We start from the raw sequence: 25,290 nt of genomic DNA on the forward strand, positions 1-25,290 counted from the left end.
AAATTCTTTTGTTAAAGTCGTCGTCTTGCCATTTAAAGTCATCTTTTCTGAACCGGGAACCACTGTTTTATTTGTCACATCCACAGTTTTATACATCTGGTCAAAAATGGGGCGATAGGCAAGAACCGCTATGATCATACCCGCCATCATAATTCCTTTGCGACCTATTTTATCTGATAACGCACCAAATAATACAAATAGAGGGGTTCCTAGTAAAAGGCCGATGACTAATATCGTATTCGTTTGAATATCATCCAGATTGCAAATCTTTAATAGGAATGTTTGTGCATAAAACTGGCCGGTATACCAGACTAAACCTTGCCCCATCGTAGCCCCGAACAAGGCTAAAAGCACATATTTTAGATTCAATTTATTGCCAAATGATTCCTTTAGCGGGTTTTTACTAATTTTTCCCTCGGCTTTGGCCTGCTCAAACATAGGCGATTCCTCCATGTTTTTGCGGATTAAAAGGGAAACGAGAACCATCAGAATCGAGACTAGAAATGGGATTCTCCAGCCATATTCATCGAATGCTTCTTTACTCATGGATGCCCTGGTGGCCATAATAACGGCTAAAGAAATAACTAAACCTAAAGTAGCTGTCGTTTGAATCCAGGAGGTAAAAAATCCGCGTCTTTCAGCAGGAGCGTGTTCGGCCACATAGGTTGCGGCTCCACCGTATTCTCCTCCTAATGCAAGTCCTTGTAACAGACGTAGTGTCAATACTAAAATGGGTGCCCAAGCTCCAATAGTGGCATAAGAGGGAATTAATCCAATCGCAAATGTCGCACCTCCCATCAACATGAGGGTGACCATAAAGGTATATTTTCTTCCGATTAAATCGCCTAAACGACCAAAAACTAAAGCACCAAAAGGACGCACTACAAATCCTGCAGCAAAAGTGGCTAAAGTGTTTAGAAAGGCGGCGGTAGGATTATCTGTTGGAAAGAATTTGGTCGATAATACGGTGGCTAAACTTCCAAAAATGTAAAAATCATACCACTCGATTAAGGTACCCACTGACGACGCACTAATAATGTAGGCGAGGCTTTGTTTTTTGGTTGACATTATTTTAAATAGGTTTTAACAAATCTAAAATTTTCTACCTAATTCTGCTAAATTTGAGCCAAAATTCTTGTTTATGTTTACAGAAACGCAACGCTTCAACCAATGGTGGTTATGGTTGATCTTGATTGGATCATGGATTACGATGATGTATGCCATTGCCACCGTGTCACCTCCCACAACCATCACGTTTATTATATCATTTGGTCTAGGGATGTTGATACCTGTGTTGTTTTGGCAAATGAAATTAGTGACTAGAATCGCAGAAGAAGGTATTTATGTGCGATTTACTCCGTTCCACTTCAAGGAGAAATTTTATGATTGGGATTCTCTTTCTGCTTGCTATGTCCGAACGTATAGTCCCTTGATGGAATACGGTGGCTGGGGTATAAAATATGGCTTTGGTGGTCAAGGCTTAGTCTATAATGTATCAGGAGATATAGGTCTTCAACTGAAATTTAAGGAGGGTGAACCTTTATTAATTGGGACCCATAAAGGGGAGGAGATCAAGGCGTTATTAGCCGAATTAGGACGTTTAACCGAATCTGTGAAATAAAAGGCGTACCTTTGCGCCACATTATGAGGATGTTTGTTATTATTTCATTGCTCATAACACATCTTTATACATTTTTATGTCATTCGAATCATTGCACCTCATTGAGCCTATTTTAAAGGCGCTCAAAGAAGAGGGTTACAGTAATCCTACCCCCATTCAAGCTCAATCTATTCCTATCGTCCTTCGTGGAACGGATTTATTAGGTTGTGCCCAAACAGGGACAGGTAAAACCGCAGCGTTTACGTTGCCCATCATTCAGCTGTTAGAAGAGAACAAAAGCTTCTCGAAAAATAAGAAAGTTCGTGCCCTAATTGTGACTCCTACTAGGGAGTTAGCAATTCAGATTGGAGAAAGTTTCCGTGCGTATGCTCGTCATACGGATTTGAAATATGCCGTTATTTTTGGTGGTGTAGGCCAAAGTCCTCAAGTTTCAGCCATCCGCAGCGGTGCTGACGTAGTGATTGCTACGCCTGGACGTCTTTTGGACCTCATGAACCAACGCCTTTTATCGATTGCAGACGTGGAATACTTCGTTTTAGACGAGGCTGACCGTATGTTGGATATGGGTTTCATCCACGATGTGAAGAAATTATTAGCTGCTTTGCCGCACAAGCGTCAATCGCTATTCTTCTCAGCGACGATGCCCCCTGAAATTGTGAAACTAGCAGGTAGTATTTTAAGAAATCCCGCCTCCGTATCCGTTACTCCTGTTTCTTCTACTGTCGAAATCATCAATCAATCGGTCTATTTCGTAGATAAAGGAAACAAAAACGACTTATTGCTCGACATCTTACAAGACACATCGATTAAAACAGCCTTAGTCTTTACCCGTACAAAACATGGCGCTGACAAGGTGGTGAAAATGTTATTAAAGGCAAGTATTAAGGCGGAAGCCATTCACGGTAATAAGTCCCAAAACGCGCGTCAAACAGCCTTGAAAAACTTCAAAGCCCAAACAACGCGTGTACTTGTCGCAACCGACATCGCCGCTCGTGGTATTGATATTGACGAATTGGAATACGTAGTCAACTTCGAATTATCGAACATCGCTGAAACTTATGTGCACAGAATCGGTCGTACAGGCCGTGCAGGGGCAAAAGGAGCGGCTATATCCTTCTGTGATATTGAAGAGAAAGCGTATTTAAAAGATATTGAGAAATTAATCGGGAAGAAGATTCCAGTAGTGGAAGCGCATAAATACCCGATGAAGGTTTTGCATGTCGAAAAAGCAGCGAAGAAGCCACAAGGCCAACCTCGCCATGGCGGCGCTGCTCGTCCTGGAGCACCAGCAGCTGCTGATGCGAAGCCTGCTCGTTCTTTCGATAAGGCAAGTTCAGGTCGTAAATGGTACGGTAAGAAAAATACCTATTGATAATTGAGTAAAGCTAAAAAAATATTGCTCGTCATTGTAGGTCCCACAGCCGTGGGTAAGACCGCACTTTGTGTGGATTTAGCGAAGCACCTACAGACGGACATTATTTCAGCTGATTCCCGTCAATTTTACCGAGAACTAGCGATAGGAACCGCCAAACCCTCTTTAGAAGAACAGGGTGGGGTAAAACATCATTTCATTGATTCTCATTCGGTGGAGGATTATTTCTCACCCGGGGATTTTGAGCGGGAGGCGACAGCACTTCTGGAGAACTTGTTTCAAAAACACGACGTGGTCATTGCCACGGGTGGTTCTGGATTGTATATCAAAGCTTTAACGGAAGGATTAGATGAGATGCCTGAGGCAGATTTAGATCTACGGGAATCATTGAATAATCGGTTGAAGAAGGAAGGTCTTTGGGCCTTATTCTCTGAATTAAAGTCCCTCGATCCAGAATATGCGGCGCAAGTGGATGCCAAAAACCCTCAACGCGTCATTCGCGCGCTAGAAGTTTGCCTTTCTACCGGGAAACCCTATTCAGAATTTCGTTTAGCCCAAAAGCCCGCTAGGCCTTTCCAAGTCATCAAAATCTGTTTAGAGCGTCCGCGCGAAGAATTATATACGCGTATTGATCAACGAATGGATCAAATGTTAGCGGCTGGTTTGATGAAAGAAGCGAAGGCTTTTGAAGATAAGCAGCATTTGTACGCACTGAAAACTCTGGGTTATAAGGAGATCTATGGTTTTCTGCGAGGAGAATACGATGAAGCAGAAATGATTCGCTTATTAAAGCGCAATAACCGGCATTATGCGAAGAAGCAGATGACCTGGTTTAGAAATCAAGATGCATATACCTACCTGCATCCTAGCACAGCTTTTGTGGAGATTTTGAAACGATTAGAGGCTTAAATAGGCTTCCAAGCCGCCTTCGAGGTGGTCAATTTGAGTGAAGCCTTTGGCCTTCAATAAACGCAAAGCAATCAAACTCTGCGTCCCATTATAGCAGATAATCACCCAGTTTTTCTCCCTAGAAATTTCATCGATGCGCCCCAAAAGCACATCCAATGGAACGTGAAAACCTCCTAAATTAAAGTCATCCCACTCTCTGGGCGTCCTTATATCTAGGAGGTTTACCTGTGTTAAATCAGCTTTGAATTCAGCCGCGGTCATCTTAGTAACCTGCCGCTTGCCACGCCATCATGCCGCCCAATACATTGCGGACATTCGTATAGCCTTCAGCTGTTAAATAGTCTTTCGCACGACCAGAACGCGCCCCAGAACGGCAATGAATCAAAATCTCCTCATTTTTCAAATGAGATATCTCATCCAAACGATCCGGCAATTCACCCAAAGGGATCAATGTCGCACCAATATTGAACTCATCAAACTCATATTCTTCGCGAACATCAAATAAATGTAAGGCCTCGCCTTTATCCATTCGCTCCTTTAATTCTTCAATTGTAATATCCATCGTATTAATTATTTCCGTCACCTACCACCCAAACATCAATCGTATCACCCGGATGAATACTTGTTCCATCGCACGTTGCACACGTTTGTTTGAATACAGTTCCTGCTTCTAAATCGCTATTGGCCTCATAGGTCACTTTGCCTAATTTCAAATTCATTCCCGCTAATATAATCGACACCTCATCAATTGGTTTGCCAATCAAATCAGGTAATTCAATCTCCGCATTTGCCGTTCCATTTCCGATATACAAATCGACCTCAGTTCCCTTCGGAATACTGCTTCCAGCCGTTATTTTACGTCCCAAAGCCTGCATATCAATCACCTCTTTCAATCTCGGATCATTCACCTGGTGCACAATCCCTTTCTTCAATCCCGCAATCACCAATTGCTGTTCAGCACTACGCACTGAAAGACCAATTAAATTAGGCATTCGAATCGTGGGAGGGGTCTCTGAATTAATAGTAATGTAGATTTTACGACCTGATTTCACCAATGCATTGGGCAATGGATATTGCGATAAAATGGTCAATGGGGGCTTATCAGCCACAAACGTGCAATCCGATATTTCGTATTCTAGGTTATTCGCGTCTACCGATTCCTCCATCTTATCCATCGACATCCCTTTCAAATTAGGAACTTTGATGGTTTCGCCGTGGTGAGTGCTCCAAGGTAAATAGACGAAAAAGAAACCAAAGAAGAGTACTAAAAACAACGTCACTAAAATCGCTACGTGCAGGTAGAAGTCCTTTTTTGATTTAGTTGAAATGATCGCCATGGAAGTATGAATCTATTGTAGCGCAATTTACTAAATCTTATTAAAGCATAAAGCATAAAGCACAAAGAATAAAGTCAGTATTGAAGTTGTATGACCTAATATTTGCACAAATCATCAAAATGGAGGCTTTTACCTCCATTTTGATTCCAACTTTATTCTTTGTGCTTTATGCTTTATTCTTTTCCTTCAACTCTCTACTCTGATAAACAAAAAAGGGGCTTGCGCCCCCATTTTGAAATTATCTATACTCTATACTCTCTACTCCGGACCACCGACTACCGACTACCGATTACTGGCTACCGGATACTGACTAATACTTAAAAACCTTATCCCCCGCCATTACCTCTTGCATTTTCTCATCAAAAGTAACGCGTTGTCCCGTGCGGTAAGCTGCATTGGACATGATAGTAGCGATCGAGTGTTGGTAACCAGCCTCGATTGGAGCGTTTGGTGTTTTGCGAGAACGAACGCATTCCATCCAGTTTTTCACGTGGTTGAAAGTTAAAACGTCTCCACCTGTGTCTGCGTCAGTCGCTACTTTAGCTCCTTCGATTTTCATCGTTGGTAATAAGTTCGCTTGTAAGCCCATCGCTTTTGCTTCGCGCTCACGTAGACCGCCGTTAGGGGAGATCGTATTTGTATCTAAGTTTAATTCACCGCCGTTTGAGTAGTAAATTTCTTTCGTACCACCTGCGGAGTTAGAGAAGCGTGAGGTGAATTGAACTTGGAATCCTTTGGTTCCTTTTCCATAATCCATTACCACTGTCATGGTATCTGCATTCACACGGCCATCGTTCCATTGGTAGATACCTCCGTTTGCCACCACTGAATTCGGGTGAGATAGGCCTGAGAACCAGTGCACGGTATCGATTTGATGCGACATCCACTGTCCTGCAATTCCAGAAGAATAAGGCCAGAACAGGCGGTATTCTAAGTATTTACGTGGATCAAATTTATCTGCTGGTCGGTTCATTAAGTAACGTTTCCAGTCGATATCTGATTCTTTTAAAATGCTTGTTAATTCTGGACGTCTCCAGCGACCTGGTTGGTTGACATTCCACATCAATTCCACCATTTTGATATCACCAAATTTACCTGACTTGATGAATTCATCCGCAGCCCAGTAGTTTTCGCCTGAACGACGTTGAGAACCGATTTGAACGATCTTGCCAGAGTCTTTTACTGCCTTTAAAACCGCACGATTATCTTCCATTGTTTCAGCTAATGGTTTTTCCGTATAGGTATCGCAACCTGCTTTTACTGCCTCAATAGTGTGTAAAGCGTGTTGGAAGTCAGCTGTAGAAATGAAAACAGCATCGATTCCTTTGGCAGAATACAATTCTTCATTGTTTCTGTAGGTCTGGATAGATCCACCTAATTCTTTTTCTAAATAGGCTTTTCCCTCGTCTCTACGGCGGTTCCATAGATCAGATAAGGCGACCATTTCGAAGTTCATTCCTTTGGCCAAAGCCTTAAATGGAGGAACATGTGATGCCCGGTGACGATCAGAGAAACCCACGCAAGCCACGCGAACGCGGTCATTTGCGCCAAGAATCTTGCTGTACGATTTTGGGCTAAAAGCTAAAGTACCTAGAGAAGCTAGGGCACCTTTGTGTAAAAATTCTCTTCTTTCCATAGGTTGGTTTAGTTAATTTCTCTGATTTTGATGTTTTTATAGAATACGGAATCCCCGTGCTCTTGGAAAAGGATTGGTCCTGAATCTTGCGCTCCAAAACCATCCCATACTTTATGCTTGCTATGTGCTACTAAGACTTTGAAGATATTGCTTTTTCGCTCGTATTCGATCACTTTAAAGCCATTTAACCAGTGTTGGACGATGTTGTTTGGATAAACAATGATACGTCCTTGATTCCATTCACCTACTTTCTTTTGGAAACGACCATCAATTTTATTCGATGGAATGATGTCATATAAACTCGCTAACGTGCGGTTTCCTACGGTTCCTAGCTTTGCGTCCGGGTGTTTTGCATCATCTAAAACTTGGTATTCTAAACCGATGGCAGACATACCTGAGTTATAGGATTCATTTACGAAATATTTTACACCTGAGTTTGCGCCTTCTGTTAACTTGAAATCAAAAGTTAGCTCAAAAGCTGAGAATTTGTCGTTGGTCAAGATATCTCCACCATTGCCTGATTCTTTGCCACCTTTACTATTTACATGTAGTGTTCCGTCCTCTACTGTCCAAACTGAAGGAGGAGCAGTTGTCTTGAAAGCAGAACGGAAACCTGTTAAGTCTTTTCCATTAAATAATAAGCGGAAACCTTGTGCTTTTTCTTGATCGGAGATCTTATTTAATAGATAATTATCTACTACAACTTTATTGTCCAAAGGACGTGGTTGCATATCTTTTCCCGTTTGAATGCGGATGTTTTTCCACATCACCTGCGTGCCTGCATTTACATTTGTATTAATCGCATGCACTTGAAAGGCAATAAAACCTTTTGCCGTCATATCATCTACTAAGTAAGTCACTGGGATGTCATTAATCCAGGTGCGGATGGTAGACCCAATCGCCTCTACACGGTAATGGTTCCAAACATCCCCTAATTTAAATGCCTTCTTCGCCTCTGGTTTTAATTCATTTTGTGCTAACCACCCGCGTCTTGCCTCGTCATAGATCCCTCCAGACCAACCTCTAGTTGAAGGGTCGATTTCTACCTGGTAACCATGCACGCGTCCATTTTGGTATTCAGGAATAGATAAACTTCTGAATTGAACCCCAGAATTCATCTTATTGTCTACTTTGACATCAAATTCTAGGATGAAATCGCCGTATTCTTGTTCGGTGGCCATGAAAGAGTTAGGTGTATTAGCCACGGTAGTTCCCACCATAACTCCATCCTTTACTTCATATTTTGCCTGTCCATTGAGCTGTTTGAATCCTTTGAAGGTTTTGCCATCGAATAGGTTGGTCCATTTTTGAGCTTGTACTTGTTGCAAACCAACCGTCAAAAACAAGCTTAAAAAGGGTATAATCAATTTTTTCATAGTTTTTTAGTTTTCTTTGAAAGGCTTAGTTCTTCGAAATTTACTCAAATATCTTTAAATAATTTACTTTAGATGGGTGTCAAAATCAGGTCAATAAATTTGTAATCCTACAGGGGCGGATATCAGCCGTATTCTATTAAATTTGTAGATTAATTTGAAGAATATGCAAAAACAGACCAAAGCCATCCGCATTCAAGCCGAAAGATCTCAAAACAGAGAGCATTCTGTGCCATTGTATTTGACTTCAAGCTTCACTTTTGATGATGCGGAGCAGGGTAGAGCGATTTTCGCCGAAGAAATGGCGGGTAATATTTATTCTCGTTACATGAATCCAAATGTGGATGAATTTGTGGAGAAGATGAATATGCTGGAAAATGCAGAGGATGGTATCGCATTTTCTACTGGGATGGCTGCTATTTTTGCTTCGATGGCTGGTCTTTTAAAGGCTGGAGATCACATAGTGGCCTCCAATGCTTTGTTTGGGTCTTGCATCCAGATTTTAACGAAGATTACCTCTAAATGGGGCATCGAATGTACCTTCGTTCCAGGCGCTGACATCAATGCCTGGAAAGCAGCGTTCAAACCAAATACAAAATTCTTTTTCTGCGAATCTCCATCAAATCCTGGTCTAGAGTTGATTGACATAAAAGAATTAGCTGCCTTAAAAGAAGACAATGATATCATTTTAGCCGTTGATAACTGCTTTGCCACGCCTATTTTGCAAACTCCATTGGATTTGGGGGCTGATTTAGTGATTCACTCCGCAACAAAATACATCGACGGCCAAGGCCGTGTTTTAGGTGGTGTAATCTGCGGGAAAAAAGTATATATTGATGAGATTCGTTTCTTTGCGAGACATACAGGGCCATCTTTATCAGTGTTTAACGCATGGGTACTTTCTAAGAGTTTAGAGTTATTGGATTTAAGAATGCAGAAGCATTCAGAAAATGCGCAGTCGTTAGCGGAAGTACTTGAAGGACATAAAGCCCTACATGCAGTTAAATACCCTTTTTTAAAATCACATCCTCAATATGAATTAGCTAAACGTCAAATGAAATACGGCGGTGGCATTCTCACCATCGACATTAAGGGTGGATTTGAAAAGGTGATAGCCTTTAGTAAGTTATTGAAGATAGCCTCAATCTCACCTAATTTAGGTGATACTCGTACAATTATTACACATCCTGCCTCAACTACCCACGCTAAAATACCAGCAGAAGAGAAAGCAGCTTTAGGAATCACGGATGGTTTAGTTCGTATAGCAGTAGGTTTAGAATCTATTGGGGATTTAAAAGCGGATTTCTTACAAGCCCTTAATCAAATTAGCTAATGTGGATCGCTCTGATCGTCTGTTTGCTTTTGTTGACCGTAAATGTCGTGATTGGCGTTTATGTAGAACGAAAGTTGTCTGCTTTTATGCAGGATCGATTAGGGCCAATGAATGTCGGTAAATGGGGCTTGTTGCAAGTATTTGCAGATCTATTGAAGTTATTTCAAAAGGAAGATATTGTTCCAGAAAATGCTCAAAAGCGGTTATTTCTGATGGCTCCTTGGATCATATTTTTATCTGTTTTTGGAGCATTTTCTGTTATCCCTTTAAGTTCTGGTACTTTTTTACAGGGAAGTCAAACCCAGATGGGGTTGATGCTCTTAATGGGGATAATTTCATTAGATAGTTTGGGCATTTTGTTAGCAGGGTGGACTTCTAATAATAAGTATTCACTTTTAGGTGCTATTCGTTCTGCTGCACAGCTCGTTTCGTACGAGATTCCTTTGGGTTTAACCATTTTATGTGTTGTGTTGATTTCTGGCTCACTCAATTTGCAGGATATTTCTTTGCAGCAGGGGATTTTCGCTTCAGAAACACAGTACCTATTTGGAATAAAAAGTCTAGGCATCGATGTGACACAAGTAGGAGGTTTCTTAAGTTGGAATGTGGTGCGAATGCCTTTGTTTTTCTTTTTGTTCGTCATCTATTTTATTGCCTCCTTAGCCGAAGCGAATCGGGCTCCTTTTGACATTCCAGAGGCCGAGTCTGAACTAGTAGGCGGTTTTCATACAGAATATGCAGGTATGCGTTGGGCTTTGCTATTTCTCTCGGAATATGGAATAATGCTTCTTGTAAGTGTTTTAGGGGTTATTTTATTTTGGGGAGCTTGGTATTCTCCATTGCCTAATATCGGATCTGTTCGTTTGGCAGATTGGACGAATGGCCAGCCTGGCAGCGTCTATGCAACGCTGATTGGTTTTATTTGGCTGATGTTTAAAACCTATATTCTGATAGCCATCCAAATGTGGGTTAGATGGACACTTCCTCGTCTTCGGGTAGATCAGCTGATGTATTTGTGCTGGAAAGTGCTGACCCCCTTTGCCCTGATTTTCGTCGCAATATCTGCGCTTTGGTCGCTAATAATGTAAGTAATCCGCATTATTCTTTGTTTCTTTACCGATTACGTTTGCAAACCTACTATCTATGATCAAACTCTTACCCAGAGTCTTTTGCTTAGGGCTTTTATTTATCCTATCGCATCAAAGCAATGCACAAAACACCTCACTTCCTGCCTTATTTGGTAAGGTTATTGATGCCTCTACTGGAGAGCCGTTGAAAGGGGCAGATATTTCTGTTGATTTTAAAAAGTCAGGAGTCACAACGGATACACTCGGTAATTTCAAGGTGTATTTGCCCTATGGGGAATGGGTCGTAAAGGTTAGTTATGTAGGATACAATCCCTACCGTACGAAAATTAACCTCAAGGGGAATACAGAGTTAAACGTAGAATTGAAAAACGTTACGAAGCAATTAGAAGAGGTAATTGTTTCTAGTGCGGCTACGAAGCGGGATATTCAGACACCTTCTTTAGGAGTAACTGTATTAAGCTTAAAGGGTATTAAGAAGTTACCTACCATGATGGGCGAGGTGGACGTGATTCGTAGTTTACAATCCCTTCCGGGTGTTTCCTCCGTGGGTGAAGGCGCTAATGGATTGAATATTCGGGGTTCGAATGTAGACCAAAATTTAATTTACATCGATGATACCCCTATTTTTAACCCGACGCATATGTTTGGTTTATTCTCCGTGTTTGCTTCAGATGCCATTCGTGATTTAGAATTATACAAAGGTGGGGTGCCCACCCGTTTTGGCGGTCGTACAGCTTCGGTATTAGACATTAAGATGATTGAGCCTAACACCGAAAAATTCAAAATGCAAGGGGGTATTGGTTTAGTTTCAAACCGAGTAATGGCTGAAATTCCGATTATTAAAGATAAGTTATCGGTATTAGTAGCTGGACGACTTTCTGTCAATGATTTTATGTTTAAATGGTTTGCACCGGATTATCTAAAAAATCTTCGGGCTAACTTCTCTGATGTGGCGACGAAGATTTATTTCCGTCCTAACACAAAAAACACGATCTCCCTTTCGACTTATTTGAGTCATGATTTTTACCGAGTGGATTCGTTATTTAGCATTGAGAACGTTATAGCGAAGCAAACCTCGTTTAATTATGGCCATAAAAATATGGCTTTGCACTGGAATCACTATTTTTCATCCAAACTTAACATGATGATAAGTGGTGCTGTGACAGATTATTCAACGAAGACTTTTGCCCCAGATTCGGTCAATACGATTAATTTACTAAGTTCTATTCTGTACCGAAATGTAACAGCAAGTTTCGATTACCAACCTCGGGAAAACCACAAAATGAATTTTGGTATTACGGGAACTCGCTACGATATAGATCCAGGTAATTTGAATGAGGGTATTGTTTCTAGAGTGGCCTCAGTAAAATTACCCGATGAGCAGTCGTATGAATTAGGTATTTTCGCGGACGATGAATGGACTTTGAGTCCGAAGTTAACCCTACAGGCAGGTTTGCGTTATTCTCATTATTACCGCATGGGTGCTGGGACAGAAAATGTATATGCACCAGGTCAAATGCCATCTTTGAATTCTGTGATTCGCAAAAATACATATGCTCCAGGGGAGGTAATGGCCTCTTATGGAGGTTTCGAACCTCGAGTTACGATGAAGTATTCTTTAGCGGAGACTGCAACCATGAAATTTGGCTATAATAGACAACAACAATTTTTCCAATTATTATCTAATAACACCACTCCTTTGCCTACATCTCGCTGGAAGACAGCAGATAATTTCATCAAGCCTCAGCAGAGTGATTTTCTCTCCTTGGGTCTATTCAAGACCTTTAATGAAAACGTCTATGAGGCGTCTATTGAAACCTATTATAGGGACGTCAGAAATACCTTGGATTTCGTTTCTGGAGCAAACCTTCAATTGAATCCGAATATCGAAACGCAATTGGTTACGGGTAAAAGTAAAGCGTATGGGATGGAATTAATGGTACAAAAGAAGAAGGGAGAAGTATCCGGTTGGGTGTCTTATACCTACGCTCGGGCCTTTAATCAGATGATTGGTGATTTTCCTGAAGTGCAGTCAATCAATGGGGGAGAATGGTTTGCCACGAATTATGATAAGCCACACACCTTGAATATGATGTTAAATATTCAGCCCACGACTCACCATAGTTTCTCCTTTACCTTTGCCTATAACACGGGTCGTCCTTTTTCGTCCCCGTCAGGATCCTATGAGATCGGAGGTAAAAAATTCCCTGTTTTTGCAGATCGAAATAACGATCGAATTCGAGATTATCACCGCTTAGATTTTTCATGGACAATCAATAATCCTTCTATGAAAAAGCAACGTTGGGAGGGTAGTTGGGTATTTACGGTCTATAATTTGTATGGTCGTCAAAACCCTTATTCTGTATTCTTTAAATCGACGAGGCAAGGCTTGCGCGCATATGAATTAAGTGTATTCGCCTCTCCATTTATCTCTCTAACTTATAATTTCAAATTCTTGTAATATGTCTTTTTCATTCAAAAAAATAAGTTTTTATGTCTTGCTCATCGGTTGTGCGACCTGGGCATGCGTGAAACCGATTACCGATTTTGTTCAAATTGACTCTACCTCATTTACAACTATTGAGGCGGATATTTCCGATGATGCACAATTAAGTAAAGTTCGATTAACTAGTTCGGCTAATCGTTTAACTTCACAATTAGCTCTTCCTATATCGAAGGCAGTCGTTTCAGTTACTGACCAAGAGGGTGTAAAAACAACCTTTACAGAAGGGGTTCCAGTAGGCACCTATTATCCACCTAAAGGATTCGTTGGAAAAGTAGGATCTTCTTATAAGTTAAATGTGAGGACGTTAACGGGCCAAACTTATGAAAGTACTTCAGAAACAATGAAGGCAGTTCCGGAGATTGAAAATGCTATTTCTCGTTTTGAAATTTTTGATCAATATTCGAAAGTAGATATTCGCAGAGCTGGATTTACGGTCTATTTAGATTTTAAAGATACTCCAGCGGAGGGGGATTTTTACCTTTGGAATTGGAAACATTATTCTAGAGTTGGTTATTGTGCCACTTGCACCGACGGAGGTACTTTTGACTTTAGAAGAAATGAATGTGTTCAGCCAAGAAATCGAACGGAGGCCATTTTGAATTATATGTGCGATGGAAATTGTTGGGATATTTCCACTAACAATGATTTGAATGTATTTTCGGATGTGTTAACGAATGGTCAGCGAGTAGTGGGTCGCCAGGTGGCACGAATTCCGTTTGATAATTGGACACCTTACTATTTCCGCTTAGAACAACGATCTGTTACAAAAAATGCCTACGCCTTTTACCAATCATTAATCTCCCAAGTACAGTCATCAGGATCCTTGTTTGACGTTCCTGCTGAAACGCGTTTTAGCTTAAACATTAAATCTTTAACGAATCCCACGGAGCGTGTATTAGGAATATTTAATGTTTTCTCCGTACGAAAGAAAATTTTTATCATTGACCGTAGGAAGGATATACCAGCAGGGGAGTTTCCGATAATTACGGTTGTGCCAGGAGAAACTTACGCATGTCCACCTGGATCAGTGGGTTGCCTTGATAAGGCACCTTGTATTGAATCACCTACCAGAACAAAAATTACTCCGGAAGGTTGGGTATTCTAGTTTTTTAGGCACAAATTTGTGCTTTAATTATACCTATGATCGGAGTTTTATTAGTGAATCTGGGAACACCAGATGACCCAGGCACATCCAGTGTCCGTAAATATTTACGGGAATTTTTAATGGATGGCCGTGTGATTGATATCCCCTATCCATTTCGCTATTTACTAGTGAATGGAATCATTGCTCCTTTTCGAGCACCTCAATCTGCTAAAATCTATAAAGAGTTATGGGAAGAGCGTGGCTCTCCTCTTAAGTTTTATGGAGAAGATGTTTGCGCATCTTTAGCGGCCTCATTAGGCGAAGGATATATGGTTCGTTTAGCCATGCGCTATCAGAGTCCAGATCTAAAAACAGCCATGGCTGAGATGGAGAAAGCGAATCTGAAGAAACTAATCATCATTCCTTTCTTCCCTCAATATGCATCCGCTACTACCGGTTCAGTATACGAACGGGTGATGGAATTGATGTCCAATTGGCAGATCATGCCTTCTGTTTCTTTAGTGAGTTATTTTTATCAACACCCCATATTTGCTAAGTATTTTGCGGATAAAGCGGCGAATTACCAAAAAGACGTAGACTTTGATTACTATTTGTTCTCGTACCATGGAGTTCCAGAACGACATATTCGCAGAGGGGACTTGACGAAGAATACCTGTGTTTTTGGCACATGCTGTGAATCGATTACCGAAAAAAATCACGGTTGTTACCGGGCTCAGTGCCATGAAACAACCCGATTAATTGCCAAAGAAATGGGCTTAAAGCCTGGAACGTACGGGACAGCTTTTCAAAGCCGTTTAGGCCGCGATCCTTGGTTACAACCCTACACGGACGACACTATTAAAAAGCTCGTCAAAGAGGGCAAAAAGAAGATTTTAGCCTTCTCTCCAGCCTTCGTTGCGGATTGTTTAGAAACGACCATCGAAGTAGGAGAGGAGTACAAGGAATTGTTCGAAGAAGCGGGTGGCGAGCATTGGCAGTTAGTGGAAAGTTTGAACAACTCCCCAGAATACGTAGCGCTTTTAGATGACCTTGTAAAGAATTCATAGCATGGTAGCATTACTATTAACTATTGTATTCTCGGTATTATTATTAGTGAATTTTCGAGCACATGCAAAATTCAATATCGATACCCGCATCGCCATTCTACTGAATTATCCCGTTTGTTTTCTAACGGGTTATTTTCACCAAATGGATGCGATTCCTTTTCATTGGCCCTCTACAGGTTATTCCTTGGGGATTCTAGGCATTGGAATCGGCTTTGTGATTACTTTCTTATTATCCGGCTATTCGACCGTTAAGAATGGAATGGCGCCCACGTCTTTAGCGAATAATATCTCGTTAGTGATTCCGGTGATGGTGAATCTATTTATTTGGAAGACAGGTGGTGCGCTGACTTTATCGGTGATGGCTGGACTTGTATTGTCTTTTGCGGCTATCTATTTCTGTAGTCCATCCGATTCAGGTTCTGTCCAAAAGCCCGTCATTTGGGCTTTAGTTGCGGTATTCATAGCCTATGGTATTACCAATACGGCATTTAATTATTTGAATGCTGCCATCGTTCAGCAAGTAGGAGGCAGTATTTCATTTACCTTAATGCTTTTACTTGGTTCTATGGCCACATCTGCCGTTGTCTTAGTTTATTGGACGATTACAGGTGGTGTTACCTGGTCTTTAAGATCCGTTTTAGCTGCCATTCCTTTAGGTCTTCCTAATTTCTTCTCCTTTTATTTCTTGCTTAAAGCGTTAGATGCTTACCAACAAAATGGAGCGGTGGTTTTAACCATTTATAATCTAGGGGTTATTCTTTTAAGCGCTGTTACCGCTTTGATTTTCTTCAAAGAAAAGTTGACGAATAAACAGTGGTTGGGGATTGGGTTAGGGTGCCTTGGAATCGCGTTAATCATTCTTTAAATTTCAAAGTTCAAAGAGCAAAGTTCAAAGTTGGAATAAAAAGAGCGGCATTTGCCGCTCTTTTTATGTTATGAGAAAAACACTTCAGAATTCATCGCCGAAGGCGATACCAACTTTGTTCTTTTTGCTTTGTTCTTTGTGCATTGAATGTTTTATAGTCGCTTTGCGACTATAAAACATTAGCCGTTTGCTCCTTAATCTTCTCCAGCTCATCCTTCATATTCACCACCAATCGTTGAATGGTTGAATCATTTGCTTTCGAGCCAATGGTGTTGATCTCTCGGCCAATTTCTTGGGCCATGAAGTTTAGTTTCTTCCCATTTCCTTCCTCGAGAATTTCGATGAAATAGTCTAAATGGGTCGCCAAACGGACTTTTTCTTCGGAGATGTCGAATTTCTCAATGTAATAAACGACCTCTTGTTCGAAGCGGTTTTTGTCAAAGTCTTCTTTTAATCCTAGTTCTAAAAGGGCATTACGCATCCGCTCACGAATACCTGGCATCCTGATTTTGTCTTGCTCTAAAACTTGTGCTAGACCGGATTTAATGGAAGCGATGTATTCGCGGAATTTGTCTTCTACAACCTTGCCTTCGCGGGCACGGAACTCTTTACATTCTTTGACTGCTTCTTGAACCGCCGCATATATGACTTGCCATAAAGCCTCTATTTCCTCTTCATTCTCTTGTGATTGATCAGAGGAGTTTAGGCTTGGCATCGACATCGCTTGTAAATACAAGGCATTGTCGTCGATATTTTGGACCCCTAATTCAGCAGCGAAGCGCTTTAATTCAGCGAAATAAGTCGCTATTTGTGCTTGAGGAAGGATGCTTTGTTCTACGTTTTCGTTGTTCTTTTGAATATGGAGATTTAGCTCCATTTTACCGCGCTCTAATTGTTGAGTCAGGTAATTCCTAATGTCTATTTCTTTAGCTGAAAAGGACTTAGGAACACGGCAAAATATATCCGTAAACTTCGAATTTAGCGTTTTAACTTCGACACGGATTTGCAGGTCTTGGATTTCTTTTTGGGATTTTCCAAAGCCCGTCATGGAGTAGATCATATAGTTTCTTTTTTGGCCTTAGCCGCTTGGTAAAAAGCAAATGCAATAAATATAAGCATAGCTACGGAAGCTCCTAAGTCAATTTTATTTCCAGTAATAACGGAAACAGGAGCGAATTTAAACTCAATGGTATGTTTCCCTGCAGGAATGGCTAAGCCACGTAAAATATAATCTGCCTGTACGTGATTGGTTTCTTTTCCATCGATATAGGACTTCCAATCTTTGTTTCCTCGGTAGTAAATTTCAGAGAAAACGGCGAAGCTTGGATCCTTGGAAGTAGAACTGTAGGTTAAATGATTTGGCTTGTATGAAGTTAGGTTAATCGTTCCTTCCGATTTAAAGCTGGTTGCTGGAACGAAAGAAGCATCTTTTTTCTCAACTAAAGCCACAGATCGAGGATCTATTTTTCCAATTCCACTCAAGGCGCTATCTGCCGATGATACAAGATTAACTGTTGACACAAACCACGCATTACCTAAGGCTCCAGGATTGGTTTGAGGTGTTAATTGCCCGGTTGAATCGGGGCTCAGGATATATTTTGTATTTAGCATATTCAGGATATTCATTTGTCCTGGATTTGCGGTGAATTGCTTCTCTATTAACTCTTGGTAACGGCGTAATTTAGCCGCGTGATATCCACCCACTGACTGGTGGTAATACGAGGTAGTCGCATCGTTCATAAAGCTAGTTGCGACATTCACTACACGGTAATGAGAAGAATCTTGTAAGATTTTTTGATCGGCTGGTGTGGGTAAAATTTGCTCTTCTAAGGTAGCTTTTGAGACAAAGAAATCTTTGCCAAAATAGCGTTTCGCCACCGGAGTTAAATCAAATATACCTAAGAGAACCAAGGCAATTAACCAAATCGGTTTTTTGACTTTCCCTGTACTTGCCACCCATATTATACCAGTTCCAATCAGTACAATGAAGAAACTGCGGAAGGCGTCGGATTGAAATAAATCGATTCGGTCTAGTTGAATACTACGCCAAATTTGGTTATTCAAGCCAGTATCTTGGATTAATGCACTACCAAAGTTAGGGCCTTTAAAGTCAAGAAATAAGTCCGGAGCCATTCCGAAAAACAAAGCAAGACCGCCGCTTAAACCCGCAGCATATAAAAGCGGTTTTTTGATATCTGACCAGGTAGATTTTAGTTGAATGAATCGAATCAATCCTAAAATGCCCAAACTTACAAAACCAAGCTGTACAAAGGACAGTACCATGGTAATCGCTCTGAACTTATTAAATAAGGGGAAATATTGGAATAAAATTCCGTTGAAAAAGAAATATTTACCCCAAGCGAAGGTGATGAAAAGGGCCGTAAATCCGATGATCCACCACTTTTCAGCTGATTTAATAAAGAATGCTCCAAACAAGAACAAGAAAATCACAAGAGCACCCGCATAGGCAGGGCCAGCGGTATAGCTCTGTTCACCCCAATAGGCCGGGCCTTTTTCCACGAATCCCAAAGCTTGTTCCTCCGGAATACCCGCATTAGTCATCGTCTGGTAGGTGTTAGAAGCGGTTCCTCCTAAATCTCCAGCAGAAGCTCCACCCATAAAATTAGGGATTAACAAGGTCCCCGTTTCAGCGATACCATACGACCAGTCGAAAGCATACGTTTGATCTAATCCATCTCCACGCGTTTTATTTGCACTCAATTCGGAGGCACCACGGGTGGTCTCTTTTGCATATTCGTAGTTATTCCAAAGGCGCATCGAGTGCGTTCCTAAAGCTAATGCTAAACCCAAGCCGAGCAATAAACCGCGCTTTAACCATTCAACCACTGTTTTATGAATGATTGCTTGCGATAACGTGTAGATTTTATAAAACCCAATAATGAAGAATAGGTAATAGGTAATTTGTACGTGGTTGGCATATAATTCGAGTGCCATTCCCAGCGTGAATAAGGCTGCTCCTAGCCATTTACGATTACCCCAGCCTAGTTTCACCCCCGCAAGTACGATAGGAGCATAAGCTAAGGCCAATACTTTCGAGGTGTGTCCAGCCGGAATAATGACCATATTATAGGTCGCAAAGGCGTAAAAAACGGCCCCAGCGAAGCCTAAAATAGGGGAGGATCCCATTGCCCAAAGCAAAATATACATACCTAGCATCTGAAGGACAAGCAAATTCACAGGGCTAGGAAGGAGATTGGTAATGAAAGAACCGATTTTGGCAGAAATAGAATACGGATAAGATCCTGAAATCTGGTAGGTAGGCATTCCGCCAAACATGGAGTTCGACCACCACGCATCTTCACCGGTTTTCTGTTTGTATTGTATGCTCTCCTGTGCCGCCGCCTGGGCTTGCTGAATATCATGTTGGATCAATACTTTTCCTTGTAGAACGGGTCCACAATAGATAAAAGCGATCAAAAGGAAACCCAAAAGGACAATCCCGTGTGGGGCAAAGGAGCGCAAATTAATTTTCATAGTCTATGAAATCGATACTAATTCTAATTCAAATGTTAAATCACGGCCAGCAAGCGGGTGATTAGCATCTAAAGTTACATGGGAATCTGTTAAATCAGTGATGACTACTTCTACCACGTGACCACCATCTTGGTGCATGGATAAGGAACCCCCTAATTCTAATTCGATATGAGCAGGTATTTGAGCACGTTCTAGTGTTACCGTGTTCTCTGGAGAATGCTCACCATAGGCCTCAGCAGCTGGAATAACTACCGTTTTTTTCTCGCCAATAGTCATTCCGGTCACGCCATCATCAAAACCTTTGATGACCATACCTGAACCTAATTGAAATTCAAGGGGAGTTCTTCCTACAGAAGAGTCAAAAATAGAACCGTCGGTGTGTTTACCTGTGTAGTGTACGGCAACCTTGTCGCCGGTTTTTGCAATAGACATATTGAATCGTTAAAATTTAAAAATAAGCTACAAATAACATGAATTTTTACAGCCTTTCAAAGCAAATGGACCCACCATTTAACATTCACCATTCACCATCTCCTCTCTCTACTCTATAATCTATTCTCTACTTTATTCTTTGTGCTTTATGCTTTATTCTTTACAAAGCGAAGCTCGGTACTTCAAGGACAAAGTATCCCCCAGCTCAATCGCCGTCTTAAAATCGAGACAAGCATCATCCAATAGACCTAAATGCATCAGGTTTAAACCGCGATTGTAATAAGTTTCTGCATAATAAGGATACCGAATGATGGATTCTGAATAGTCACGGATAGCCCCTTTGTCGTTGCCTATTTTGGATTTGTAATAACCACGGTAAAAGAAATAATCTGCGTTCGTGGAATCAAGGCGAATGGCCTTTGTTAAGTCAGATATGGCTCCAGAATATTGCTGCATGGATCCGCGAGAATAAGCCCTTGCAAAGTAGATTGCTGGGTTTTTGGGGTCTTTTGAAAGGGCAACTGAGAAATTATACGTGGCTTGCTCGTATTTTTCTTGTTGGATTTGACTGAGTCCAGCGGCATATTGAAACATACAACTACTTAGCAGAAATAGTGCAAAAAGAGTAGCAAAAATACGGATCATTTGAATGTAACGATGGTAATTCCCGCACCACCACGGTCTGCATGTTCGTCAGAACTATTCTTGATTTCTTTGTAACGGCGTAATTGTTCCCGGATAAGCGTGCGTAAAATGCCATCGCCTTTTCCGTGCAATATTTGAACTTCTGGAACGCCTAAAAGTAAGCAATCGTTAATGTATTGGTCTAAAATAACATAGACTTCTTCGGCTCGCTTCCCCCTAATATCCAATTTAAGCTGAAATTGAGCCATTCGGTCGTTGATGTCGATGCCACGAAGTGGAGCTGTGCTTTTCTTCGGTTGTTTAGGTGCAATGATTTTTTGCAGACGATTTAACTTAATCGTACTACGAATCGCTCCTAGGGAAATGACTGCGTCTTTGCCTTTTAGTTCAAGAATTTGTCCCAAAGTAGGTTCGTCACCACTCCCCTTAATCACCACCCAATCGCCCATAGCGATAGGGGAGTTCGCGTAAACAATGCCTGGTGTTTCAGAAACGACCTTTAATGGAGCTTCGGTTTTCAATTCTTTCTGAACAAATTGCTCTAAATCCGCGCGTAACTCTTTCGTTTTTTCCTTATCCGCTTCCTTTTCCTTTATCTGTCGAATCGTTTGCTCAATCCGTTGATTTGCCTCCTGAATAATCTTTTTTGCCTCGGCTTTGGCCGCATTTAACATCGCTTTCTGCTCCTCTTGCACGTGATTCTTGAGCCGCTCGTAGTTTTCCTTGATGGATAGTGCTTGCTCATTCGCTAGTGCTAAGCTGGCATTCTTACTCTCCCAAATTTGCTTCTCTGTTTCCGTTTCCAACAATAATTTATCGAAGTCCACCTGTTTCTTGCCTAATTTTTTGCGGGCATTTTCGATGATAGCCTTAGGCAGTCCGATTTTCTGGGCAATTTCAAATGCAAAAGAACTACCCGGTTTTCCCATATCCAGAATGAATTGAGGCTCTAGGTGTTCCGTGTCGTAACGCATGGCGGCATTAAAGAGTCCTTTTTGACGATCAGCTAAGCTTTTTAAGTTACCAAAGTGCGTATTAATTGCACCATAGCATCCTTTATCAGCTAATTTTTCTAAGATGGATTCTGCTATCGCTCCACCTAAAGAGGGCTCCGTTCCAGTACCAAATTCATCGACTAAAATCAACGTCTTCTCGTTCACGTGCTGCAAGAAATGCCGCATATTACTTAAGTGCGAGGAATAGGTACTCAATTCATTCTCCAGATTTTGCTCATCGCCCATATCAAGGAAGAGTTGGGAGAAAAAGCCCATCGTGCTGCCTTCAGCCAAAGGCACTAAGCAGCCAGATTGGAATAAGAACTGCAACAAACCTACGGTGCTTAATGTAACGGATTTACCTCCAGCATTAGGCCCGGAAACGACCATAATGCGTCGATCGTCCTCTAAACGAATGGTCAGTGGCTTGATCTTTTTGCCGATTTTTTCCAGCGATTTTTCTAGCAGTGGATGACGCGCATCGGTCCAGTTTACGATCGGTTTATCTTGAATGAACGTAGGTTTGATGGCTTTGTGTTCGGCTCCCCAGAGGGCTTTGGCCCGAATAAAATCAATTAAACCTAGCCACGAAAAAGCATGTGCTAAAAAGGGAGTCAAAGGTCGAATGCGATCTGAAAGTTTCGATAAAATTTGAATAACCTCGCGTCTCTCCGCTGATTCCAATGACTTGATCTCATTGTTCATCGCCAACGCATCAGCGGGTTCTAAATAGACTGTTTTCCCCGTATCCGATTCATCTTGAACGAAACCTTTGATCTTCCGTTTGTGCTCCGCTGCTAATGGAATCACCATTCGGCCATTGCGCAACGTCAACGAGAAATCTTTGCTGACCCAGCCCTCTTTATAGGCCTGGCTTAAATAGGAATCCAATTTCTTTCGAAGTCCTTGCTCTTCAGTTAAACGCTTGCGCCGTAAATCGCCTAGAGCAGGGGAGGCTGTTTCCTTAATTTGACCATTTGTATCGAATACTCGGTCTAAATCTTGAATAATGGGTAGTATTTGTCTGAAATCTCCACTGCTTTCCGCGCCTTTGGCTATAAAATGCTGGGTAATTTTATGTATTTCAGGGTATTCAGTCGCATCGATGGCAGCAAAGAAGCGAATAGTTTCATACAAAACCGTTAAGGCCCGCTGCCAGTCTCTCCACTCGTCTGCTGACAAATAATGGCCCTCCAGTTGCAATGGACTTAAATAGGAGCGTAAATCGAAGTAATCAGTCTGTGGAAATTCGCCTCCGTGCTCGCCCAAAATGCGCCCCATCTCATCGACCTGCTCCACCCATTGTTTGACTAATGGGAAGCGGTCTGAAAATCGCATTTTATCCGCATATTCTAACCCCATAGGACTTAAGCAAAGCTGCTTAATTTCCTCTTTTACTTGGTTGAAACCCAGTTTTTCGGCAAGATTTACGGGGTAATTCATAGGGAGAAATGCGCCTTTATTTTCTCGAGTAAAACCTCGTTAATTTTATAATAACTTTCTGTGGTCCAACCCGCTACGTGTGGGCTGAAAATGGTGGCAGGAAAGGCTGCGATTTCAGCGAATAGCTCTTTTTCTACAGGAGACCACGAAGACAATTTTTCGTTTGGTAAAACGTCTAATGCTAGCCCTTTAATCTGGCCTGAGCGCAATCCGTGTAATAAGGGTTCCAGTGGAGCGATAGGCCCTCGAGAACTATTTATCAAAAAAATGGGCTTCTTGAACGACGCTATAAACTCAACCGAAATTAGTCCGCGTGTTTCAGAAGTCAAGGGTATGTGCAAACTTACTATGTCAGCTTGCTCAAATAGCTGCTCCATAGATGCTGGATAATCTTCGGATGGTGCGTATTTATCGTAAGCTAAAATACTCATTCCGAAGCTGGAAAGGCGCGAAGCCACGGCTTTACCCATATTGCCATATCCGATGATTCCAATGGTTTTTCCTTTGAGCTCAAAACCACGATTTCCTTCTCTTTCCCACAATCCGTGGCGTACCTCAGTATCCGCGGTATGTAGTTTATGGGCAAGGGATAAAAGTTGGCCAATGATGTGTTCTGCAACCGAATCAGCATTCCCTTCGTTGGCCGAGAAAACGGCTATTCCTCGAGATAAACAGGCATCCACATCTAATAAGTCGAGTCCAGCGCCTGCACGTGCGATAAAAGTTAAGGTACTATCCGTAAGAATATCTGCCGTGATTTTGAACTTACTTCGAATGACTAATCCGTCATAAGCTGGTAAAATCGAAGTAAATTCGGCTAGAGATAAATCCGCACGTGTCTCCACCTCGAATCCCAAATTCGTTAGTCCTTCTGTCATCGAAGGATGAACCTCGTCGACGATTAAGACTTTACGCATTCATTCGATTTTTTATGAGATCTAACGCTAAAAACAAGGCCTGTAAGAATGAACCGGGATCGGCTACGTTTTGGCCTGCAATATCATAAGCCGTACCGTGATCTGGGGATGTGCGAATAACGGGTAATCCTGCGGTGAAATTCACTCCAGAATCAAAAGCAATGTATTTGAATGGAATCAAACCTTGATCGTGGTACATACCAAGAACACCGTCAAAATCCTTGAATTGTGCTTTTCCAAAGAATCCATCCGCAGGATAAGGGCCAAAAACTAAGTTGCCTTTCGTCCTAAACTCCTCCACTGCCGGTTGGATAATTTCTAATTCCTCTTGTCCTAGTAACCCCGCTTCACCTGCGTGTGGGTTTAAGCCTAAGACAGCTAATCGAGGTTTGTCAATCGAAAAATCTTCCTTTAAACTCTTTAAAAATAAGGTGATCTTTGTGCGTAACAATTCGGCGCTTAAGGCCTTGGAAACCTCTAAAAGAGGAATATGACCCGTGGCTACGCCCATTCTAAAACCTTCAGAAACCATCATCATTAAAGAGGATTTCGCTTCGAAGCGTTCCGTTAAATATTCGGTATGTCCAGGGAATTTAAAGTCCTCGGATTGGATGTTGTGTTTATTGATAGGAGCGGTAACTAAGGCGGAAATTAGTCCACGATCCAGGTCGTTAGCGGCTCTTTCTAAGCATTCAAAGGCTGCTTTTCCTGCCTCTTTGGTCTCTTTTCCTGGCTCTACTTCGGTAGAAGAATCATCCCAGCAGTTAATAACAAAGCTTTCGCCGGATTTAGCTTCTGACGCCTCTTTGATTACAGCGATGGACCATTCTTTTAATTCAAATTTTTGGCGGTAAAAATCCAGTACTTTAGCAGAACCATATATCACAGGCGTACACCACTTTAGCAAGCGTGGGCTGGCCAAGGATTTCAAGATTACTTCGGGTCCGATTCCGTTGTAATCCCCTAATGTGATACCGATGATAGGTTTCATAAAATGAAATTTTTTGTTCGACCTGCAAGTTAAGAAAAATCGCTCGAAGCCGATAGAATTATTTTTCTTGGTAACGAACCCAATAATAATAGTATTTTTTTAAGTTTTACCAAATAAAATACCGTTTTAGATGCAAATTTCATAATATTTTTAGCATTTTTGTTAGAATCTCCTACTTTAC

22 protein-coding genes are annotated in these 25,290 nt (G+C 41.5%); 9 read left to right on the forward strand and 13 right to left on the reverse strand.

Annotated features, from left to right (window positions below; all coding sequences use genetic code 11):
• Nucleotides 1-1,068 (reverse strand): MFS transporter (locus tag ACILP5_RS10110; protein ID WP_395618528.1); only part of this gene is annotated, 1,068 nt, incomplete at its 3' end.
• A gap of 73 nt (nt 1,069-1,141) precedes the next feature.
• Here ACILP5_RS10110 and ACILP5_RS10115 point away from each other — a divergent pair.
• The 3 genes from ACILP5_RS10115 (at nt 1,142) to miaA (ending at nt 3,902) form a co-directional block, all read left to right on the forward strand.
• Nucleotides 1,142-1,621, forward strand: coding sequence for a hypothetical protein (locus ACILP5_RS10115; protein WP_395618529.1), 480 nt, complete (start codon nt 1,142-1,144; stop codon nt 1,619-1,621).
• A gap of 76 nt (nt 1,622-1,697) precedes the next feature.
• Nucleotides 1,698-2,993, forward strand: coding sequence for a DEAD/DEAH box helicase (locus ACILP5_RS10120; RefSeq protein ID WP_395618530.1), 1,296 nt, complete (start codon nt 1,698-1,700; stop codon nt 2,991-2,993).
• Between the two features lie 3 nt (nt 2,994-2,996).
• Nucleotides 2,997-3,902, forward strand: a complete 906-nt coding sequence (miaA, locus tag ACILP5_RS10125) for a tRNA (adenosine(37)-N6)-dimethylallyltransferase MiaA (RefSeq protein WP_395618531.1) — start codon at nt 2,997-2,999, stop codon at nt 3,900-3,902.
• On the opposite strand, the gene ACILP5_RS10130 is transcribed toward miaA, so the two are convergent.
• From ACILP5_RS10130 to ACILP5_RS10150, 5 genes are all read right to left on the reverse strand, one after another.
• Nucleotides 3,891-4,163 (reverse strand): rhodanese-like domain-containing protein, encoded by a 273-nt coding sequence (locus ACILP5_RS10130; protein WP_395618532.1) that lies wholly within the window; start codon nt 4,161-4,163, stop codon nt 3,891-3,893. The two genes, miaA and ACILP5_RS10130, sit on opposite strands and share 12 nt — an antisense overlap.
• Nucleotide 4,164: 1 nt before the next feature.
• Nucleotides 4,165-4,464, reverse strand: coding sequence for a rhodanese-like domain-containing protein (locus tag ACILP5_RS10135; RefSeq protein WP_395618533.1), 300 nt, complete (start codon nt 4,462-4,464; stop codon nt 4,165-4,167).
• A gap of 4 nt (nt 4,465-4,468) precedes the next feature.
• Nucleotides 4,469-5,239 carry a PASTA domain-containing protein gene (locus ACILP5_RS10140; RefSeq protein ID WP_395618534.1) on the reverse strand — a complete coding sequence of 257 codons (771 nt, stop codon included), beginning with the start codon at nt 5,237-5,239 and terminating at the stop codon, nt 4,469-4,471.
• Between the two features lie 310 nt (nt 5,240-5,549).
• Nucleotides 5,550-6,875, reverse strand: a complete 1,326-nt coding sequence (locus tag ACILP5_RS10145; protein ID WP_395618535.1) for a Gfo/Idh/MocA family protein — start codon at nt 6,873-6,875, stop codon at nt 5,550-5,552.
• 8 nt (nt 6,876-6,883) lie between these two features.
• Entirely contained in the window at nt 6,884-8,251 is a 1,368-nt protein-coding gene (locus tag ACILP5_RS10150) for a DUF1080 domain-containing protein (protein WP_395618536.1), read from the reverse strand.
• Nucleotides 8,252-8,414: 163 nt separating this feature from the next.
• Here ACILP5_RS10150 and ACILP5_RS10155 point away from each other — a divergent pair, with 163 nt between their 5' ends.
• The 6 genes from ACILP5_RS10155 to ACILP5_RS10180 are packed head-to-tail and all read left to right on the forward strand — an operon-like array spanning nt 8,415 to nt 16,191.
• Nucleotides 8,415-9,581, forward strand: a complete 1,167-nt coding sequence (locus ACILP5_RS10155; RefSeq protein WP_395618537.1) for a trans-sulfuration enzyme family protein — start codon at nt 8,415-8,417, stop codon at nt 9,579-9,581.
• Nucleotides 9,581-10,669, forward strand: coding sequence for an NADH-quinone oxidoreductase subunit H (locus ACILP5_RS10160; protein ID WP_395618538.1), 1,089 nt, complete (start codon nt 9,581-9,583; stop codon nt 10,667-10,669). The genes ACILP5_RS10155 and ACILP5_RS10160 overlap by 1 nt, the downstream gene beginning before the upstream one ends.
• Nucleotides 10,670-10,724: 55 nt before the next feature.
• Complete coding sequence (locus ACILP5_RS10165; RefSeq protein ID WP_395618539.1) at nt 10,725-13,130, forward strand: TonB-dependent receptor domain-containing protein; 2,406 nt, start codon at nt 10,725-10,727, stop codon at nt 13,128-13,130.
• A gap of 1 nt (nt 13,131) precedes the next feature.
• Nucleotides 13,132-14,280, forward strand: coding sequence for a DUF4249 domain-containing protein (locus tag ACILP5_RS10170; protein ID WP_395618540.1), 1,149 nt, complete (start codon nt 13,132-13,134; stop codon nt 14,278-14,280).
• A gap of 35 nt (nt 14,281-14,315) precedes the next feature.
• On the forward strand, nt 14,316-15,326 hold the full coding sequence (gene hemH / locus ACILP5_RS10175; protein WP_395618541.1) for a ferrochelatase: 1,011 nt from the start codon (nt 14,316-14,318) through the stop codon (nt 15,324-15,326).
• A 1-nt stretch (nt 15,327) separates the two neighbouring features.
• Nucleotides 15,328-16,191 (forward strand): EamA family transporter, encoded by an 864-nt coding sequence (locus tag ACILP5_RS10180; protein ID WP_395618542.1) that lies wholly within the window; start codon nt 15,328-15,330, stop codon nt 16,189-16,191.
• A gap of 169 nt (nt 16,192-16,360) precedes the next feature.
• Here the strand turns inward: ACILP5_RS10180 and ACILP5_RS10185 are convergent, their stop codons facing one another.
• From ACILP5_RS10185 to pdxA, 7 genes are all read right to left on the reverse strand, one after another.
• Nucleotides 16,361-17,251, reverse strand: a complete 891-nt coding sequence (locus ACILP5_RS10185; RefSeq protein WP_395618543.1) for a YicC/YloC family endoribonuclease — start codon at nt 17,249-17,251, stop codon at nt 16,361-16,363.
• Nucleotides 17,248-19,686 (reverse strand): hypothetical protein, encoded by a 2,439-nt coding sequence (locus ACILP5_RS10190; protein WP_395618544.1) that lies wholly within the window; start codon nt 19,684-19,686, stop codon nt 17,248-17,250. Before ACILP5_RS10190 ends, ACILP5_RS10185 begins: the two co-directional genes overlap by 4 nt.
• A gap of 3 nt (nt 19,687-19,689) precedes the next feature.
• Nucleotides 19,690-20,118, reverse strand: a complete 429-nt coding sequence (locus tag ACILP5_RS10195; protein WP_395618545.1) for a peptidylprolyl isomerase — start codon at nt 20,116-20,118, stop codon at nt 19,690-19,692.
• A 153-nt stretch (nt 20,119-20,271) separates the two neighbouring features.
• A complete protein-coding gene (locus ACILP5_RS10200; protein ID WP_395618546.1) occupies nt 20,272-20,712 on the reverse strand; it encodes a tetratricopeptide repeat protein in 441 nt (146 codons plus the stop codon).
• A 47-nt stretch (nt 20,713-20,759) separates the two neighbouring features.
• Nucleotides 20,760-23,201 (reverse strand): endonuclease MutS2, encoded by a 2,442-nt coding sequence (locus ACILP5_RS10205; protein WP_395618547.1) that lies wholly within the window; start codon nt 23,199-23,201, stop codon nt 20,760-20,762.
• A complete protein-coding gene (locus tag ACILP5_RS10210) occupies nt 23,198-24,118 on the reverse strand; it encodes an NAD(P)-dependent oxidoreductase (RefSeq protein ID WP_395618548.1) in 921 nt (306 codons plus the stop codon). Before ACILP5_RS10210 ends, ACILP5_RS10205 begins: the two co-directional genes overlap by 4 nt.
• On the reverse strand, nt 24,111-25,109 hold the full coding sequence (pdxA, locus tag ACILP5_RS10215; protein WP_395618549.1) for a 4-hydroxythreonine-4-phosphate dehydrogenase PdxA: 999 nt from the start codon (nt 25,107-25,109) through the stop codon (nt 24,111-24,113). The genes ACILP5_RS10210 and pdxA overlap by 8 nt, the downstream gene beginning before the upstream one ends.
• Between the last annotated feature and the right edge of the window lie 181 nt (nt 25,110-25,290).

Source organism: Aquirufa sp. (assembly GCF_044239315.1).
Taxonomy (GTDB): Bacteria; Bacteroidota; Bacteroidia; order Cytophagales; family Spirosomataceae; genus Aquirufa.

Bases quoted from the DNA above. Each gene is read 5' to 3' on its own strand.
- ACILP5_RS10115 (WP_395618529.1), top strand. From the start codon at position 1,142: ATGTTTACAGAAACGCAACGCTTCAACCAATGGTGGTTATGGTTGATC.
- ACILP5_RS10120 (WP_395618530.1), top strand. From the start codon at position 1,698: ATGTCATTCGAATCATTGCACCTCATTGAGCCTATTTTAAAGGCGCTC.
- ACILP5_RS10130 (WP_395618532.1), bottom strand. From the start codon at position 4,163: ATGACCGCGGCTGAATTCAAAGCTGATTTAACACAGGTAAACCTCCTA.
- ACILP5_RS10135 (WP_395618533.1), bottom strand. From the start codon at position 4,464: ATGGATATTACAATTGAAGAATTAAAGGAGCGAATGGATAAAGGCGAG.
- ACILP5_RS10140 (WP_395618534.1), bottom strand. From the start codon at position 5,239: ATGGCGATCATTTCAACTAAATCAAAAAAGGACTTCTACCTGCACGTA.
- ACILP5_RS10145 (WP_395618535.1), bottom strand. From the start codon at position 6,875: ATGGAAAGAAGAGAATTTTTACACAAAGGTGCCCTAGCTTCTCTAGGT.
- ACILP5_RS10150 (WP_395618536.1), bottom strand. From the start codon at position 8,251: ATGAAAAAATTGATTATACCCTTTTTAAGCTTGTTTTTGACGGTTGGT.
- ACILP5_RS10155 (WP_395618537.1), top strand. From the start codon at position 8,415: ATGCAAAAACAGACCAAAGCCATCCGCATTCAAGCCGAAAGATCTCAA.
- ACILP5_RS10160 (WP_395618538.1), top strand. From the start codon at position 9,581: ATGTGGATCGCTCTGATCGTCTGTTTGCTTTTGTTGACCGTAAATGTC.
- ACILP5_RS10165 (WP_395618539.1), top strand. From the start codon at position 10,725: ATGATCAAACTCTTACCCAGAGTCTTTTGCTTAGGGCTTTTATTTATC.
- ACILP5_RS10170 (WP_395618540.1), top strand. From the start codon at position 13,132: ATGTCTTTTTCATTCAAAAAAATAAGTTTTTATGTCTTGCTCATCGGT.
- hemH (WP_395618541.1), top strand. From the start codon at position 14,316: ATGATCGGAGTTTTATTAGTGAATCTGGGAACACCAGATGACCCAGGC.
- ACILP5_RS10180 (WP_395618542.1), top strand. From the start codon at position 15,328: ATGGTAGCATTACTATTAACTATTGTATTCTCGGTATTATTATTAGTG.
- ACILP5_RS10185 (WP_395618543.1), bottom strand. From the start codon at position 17,251: ATGATCTACTCCATGACGGGCTTTGGAAAATCCCAAAAAGAAATCCAA.
- ACILP5_RS10190 (WP_395618544.1), bottom strand. From the start codon at position 19,686: ATGAAAATTAATTTGCGCTCCTTTGCCCCACACGGGATTGTCCTTTTG.
- ACILP5_RS10195 (WP_395618545.1), bottom strand. From the start codon at position 20,118: ATGTCTATTGCAAAAACCGGCGACAAGGTTGCCGTACACTACACAGGT.
- ACILP5_RS10200 (WP_395618546.1), bottom strand. From the start codon at position 20,712: ATGTTTCAATATGCCGCTGGACTCAGTCAAATCCAACAAGAAAAATAC.
- ACILP5_RS10205 (WP_395618547.1), bottom strand. From the start codon at position 23,201: ATGAATTACCCCGTAAATCTTGCCGAAAAACTGGGTTTCAACCAAGTA.
- ACILP5_RS10210 (WP_395618548.1), bottom strand. From the start codon at position 24,118: ATGCGTAAAGTCTTAATCGTCGACGAGGTTCATCCTTCGATGACAGAA.
- pdxA (WP_395618549.1), bottom strand. From the start codon at position 25,109: ATGAAACCTATCATCGGTATCACATTAGGGGATTACAACGGAATCGGA.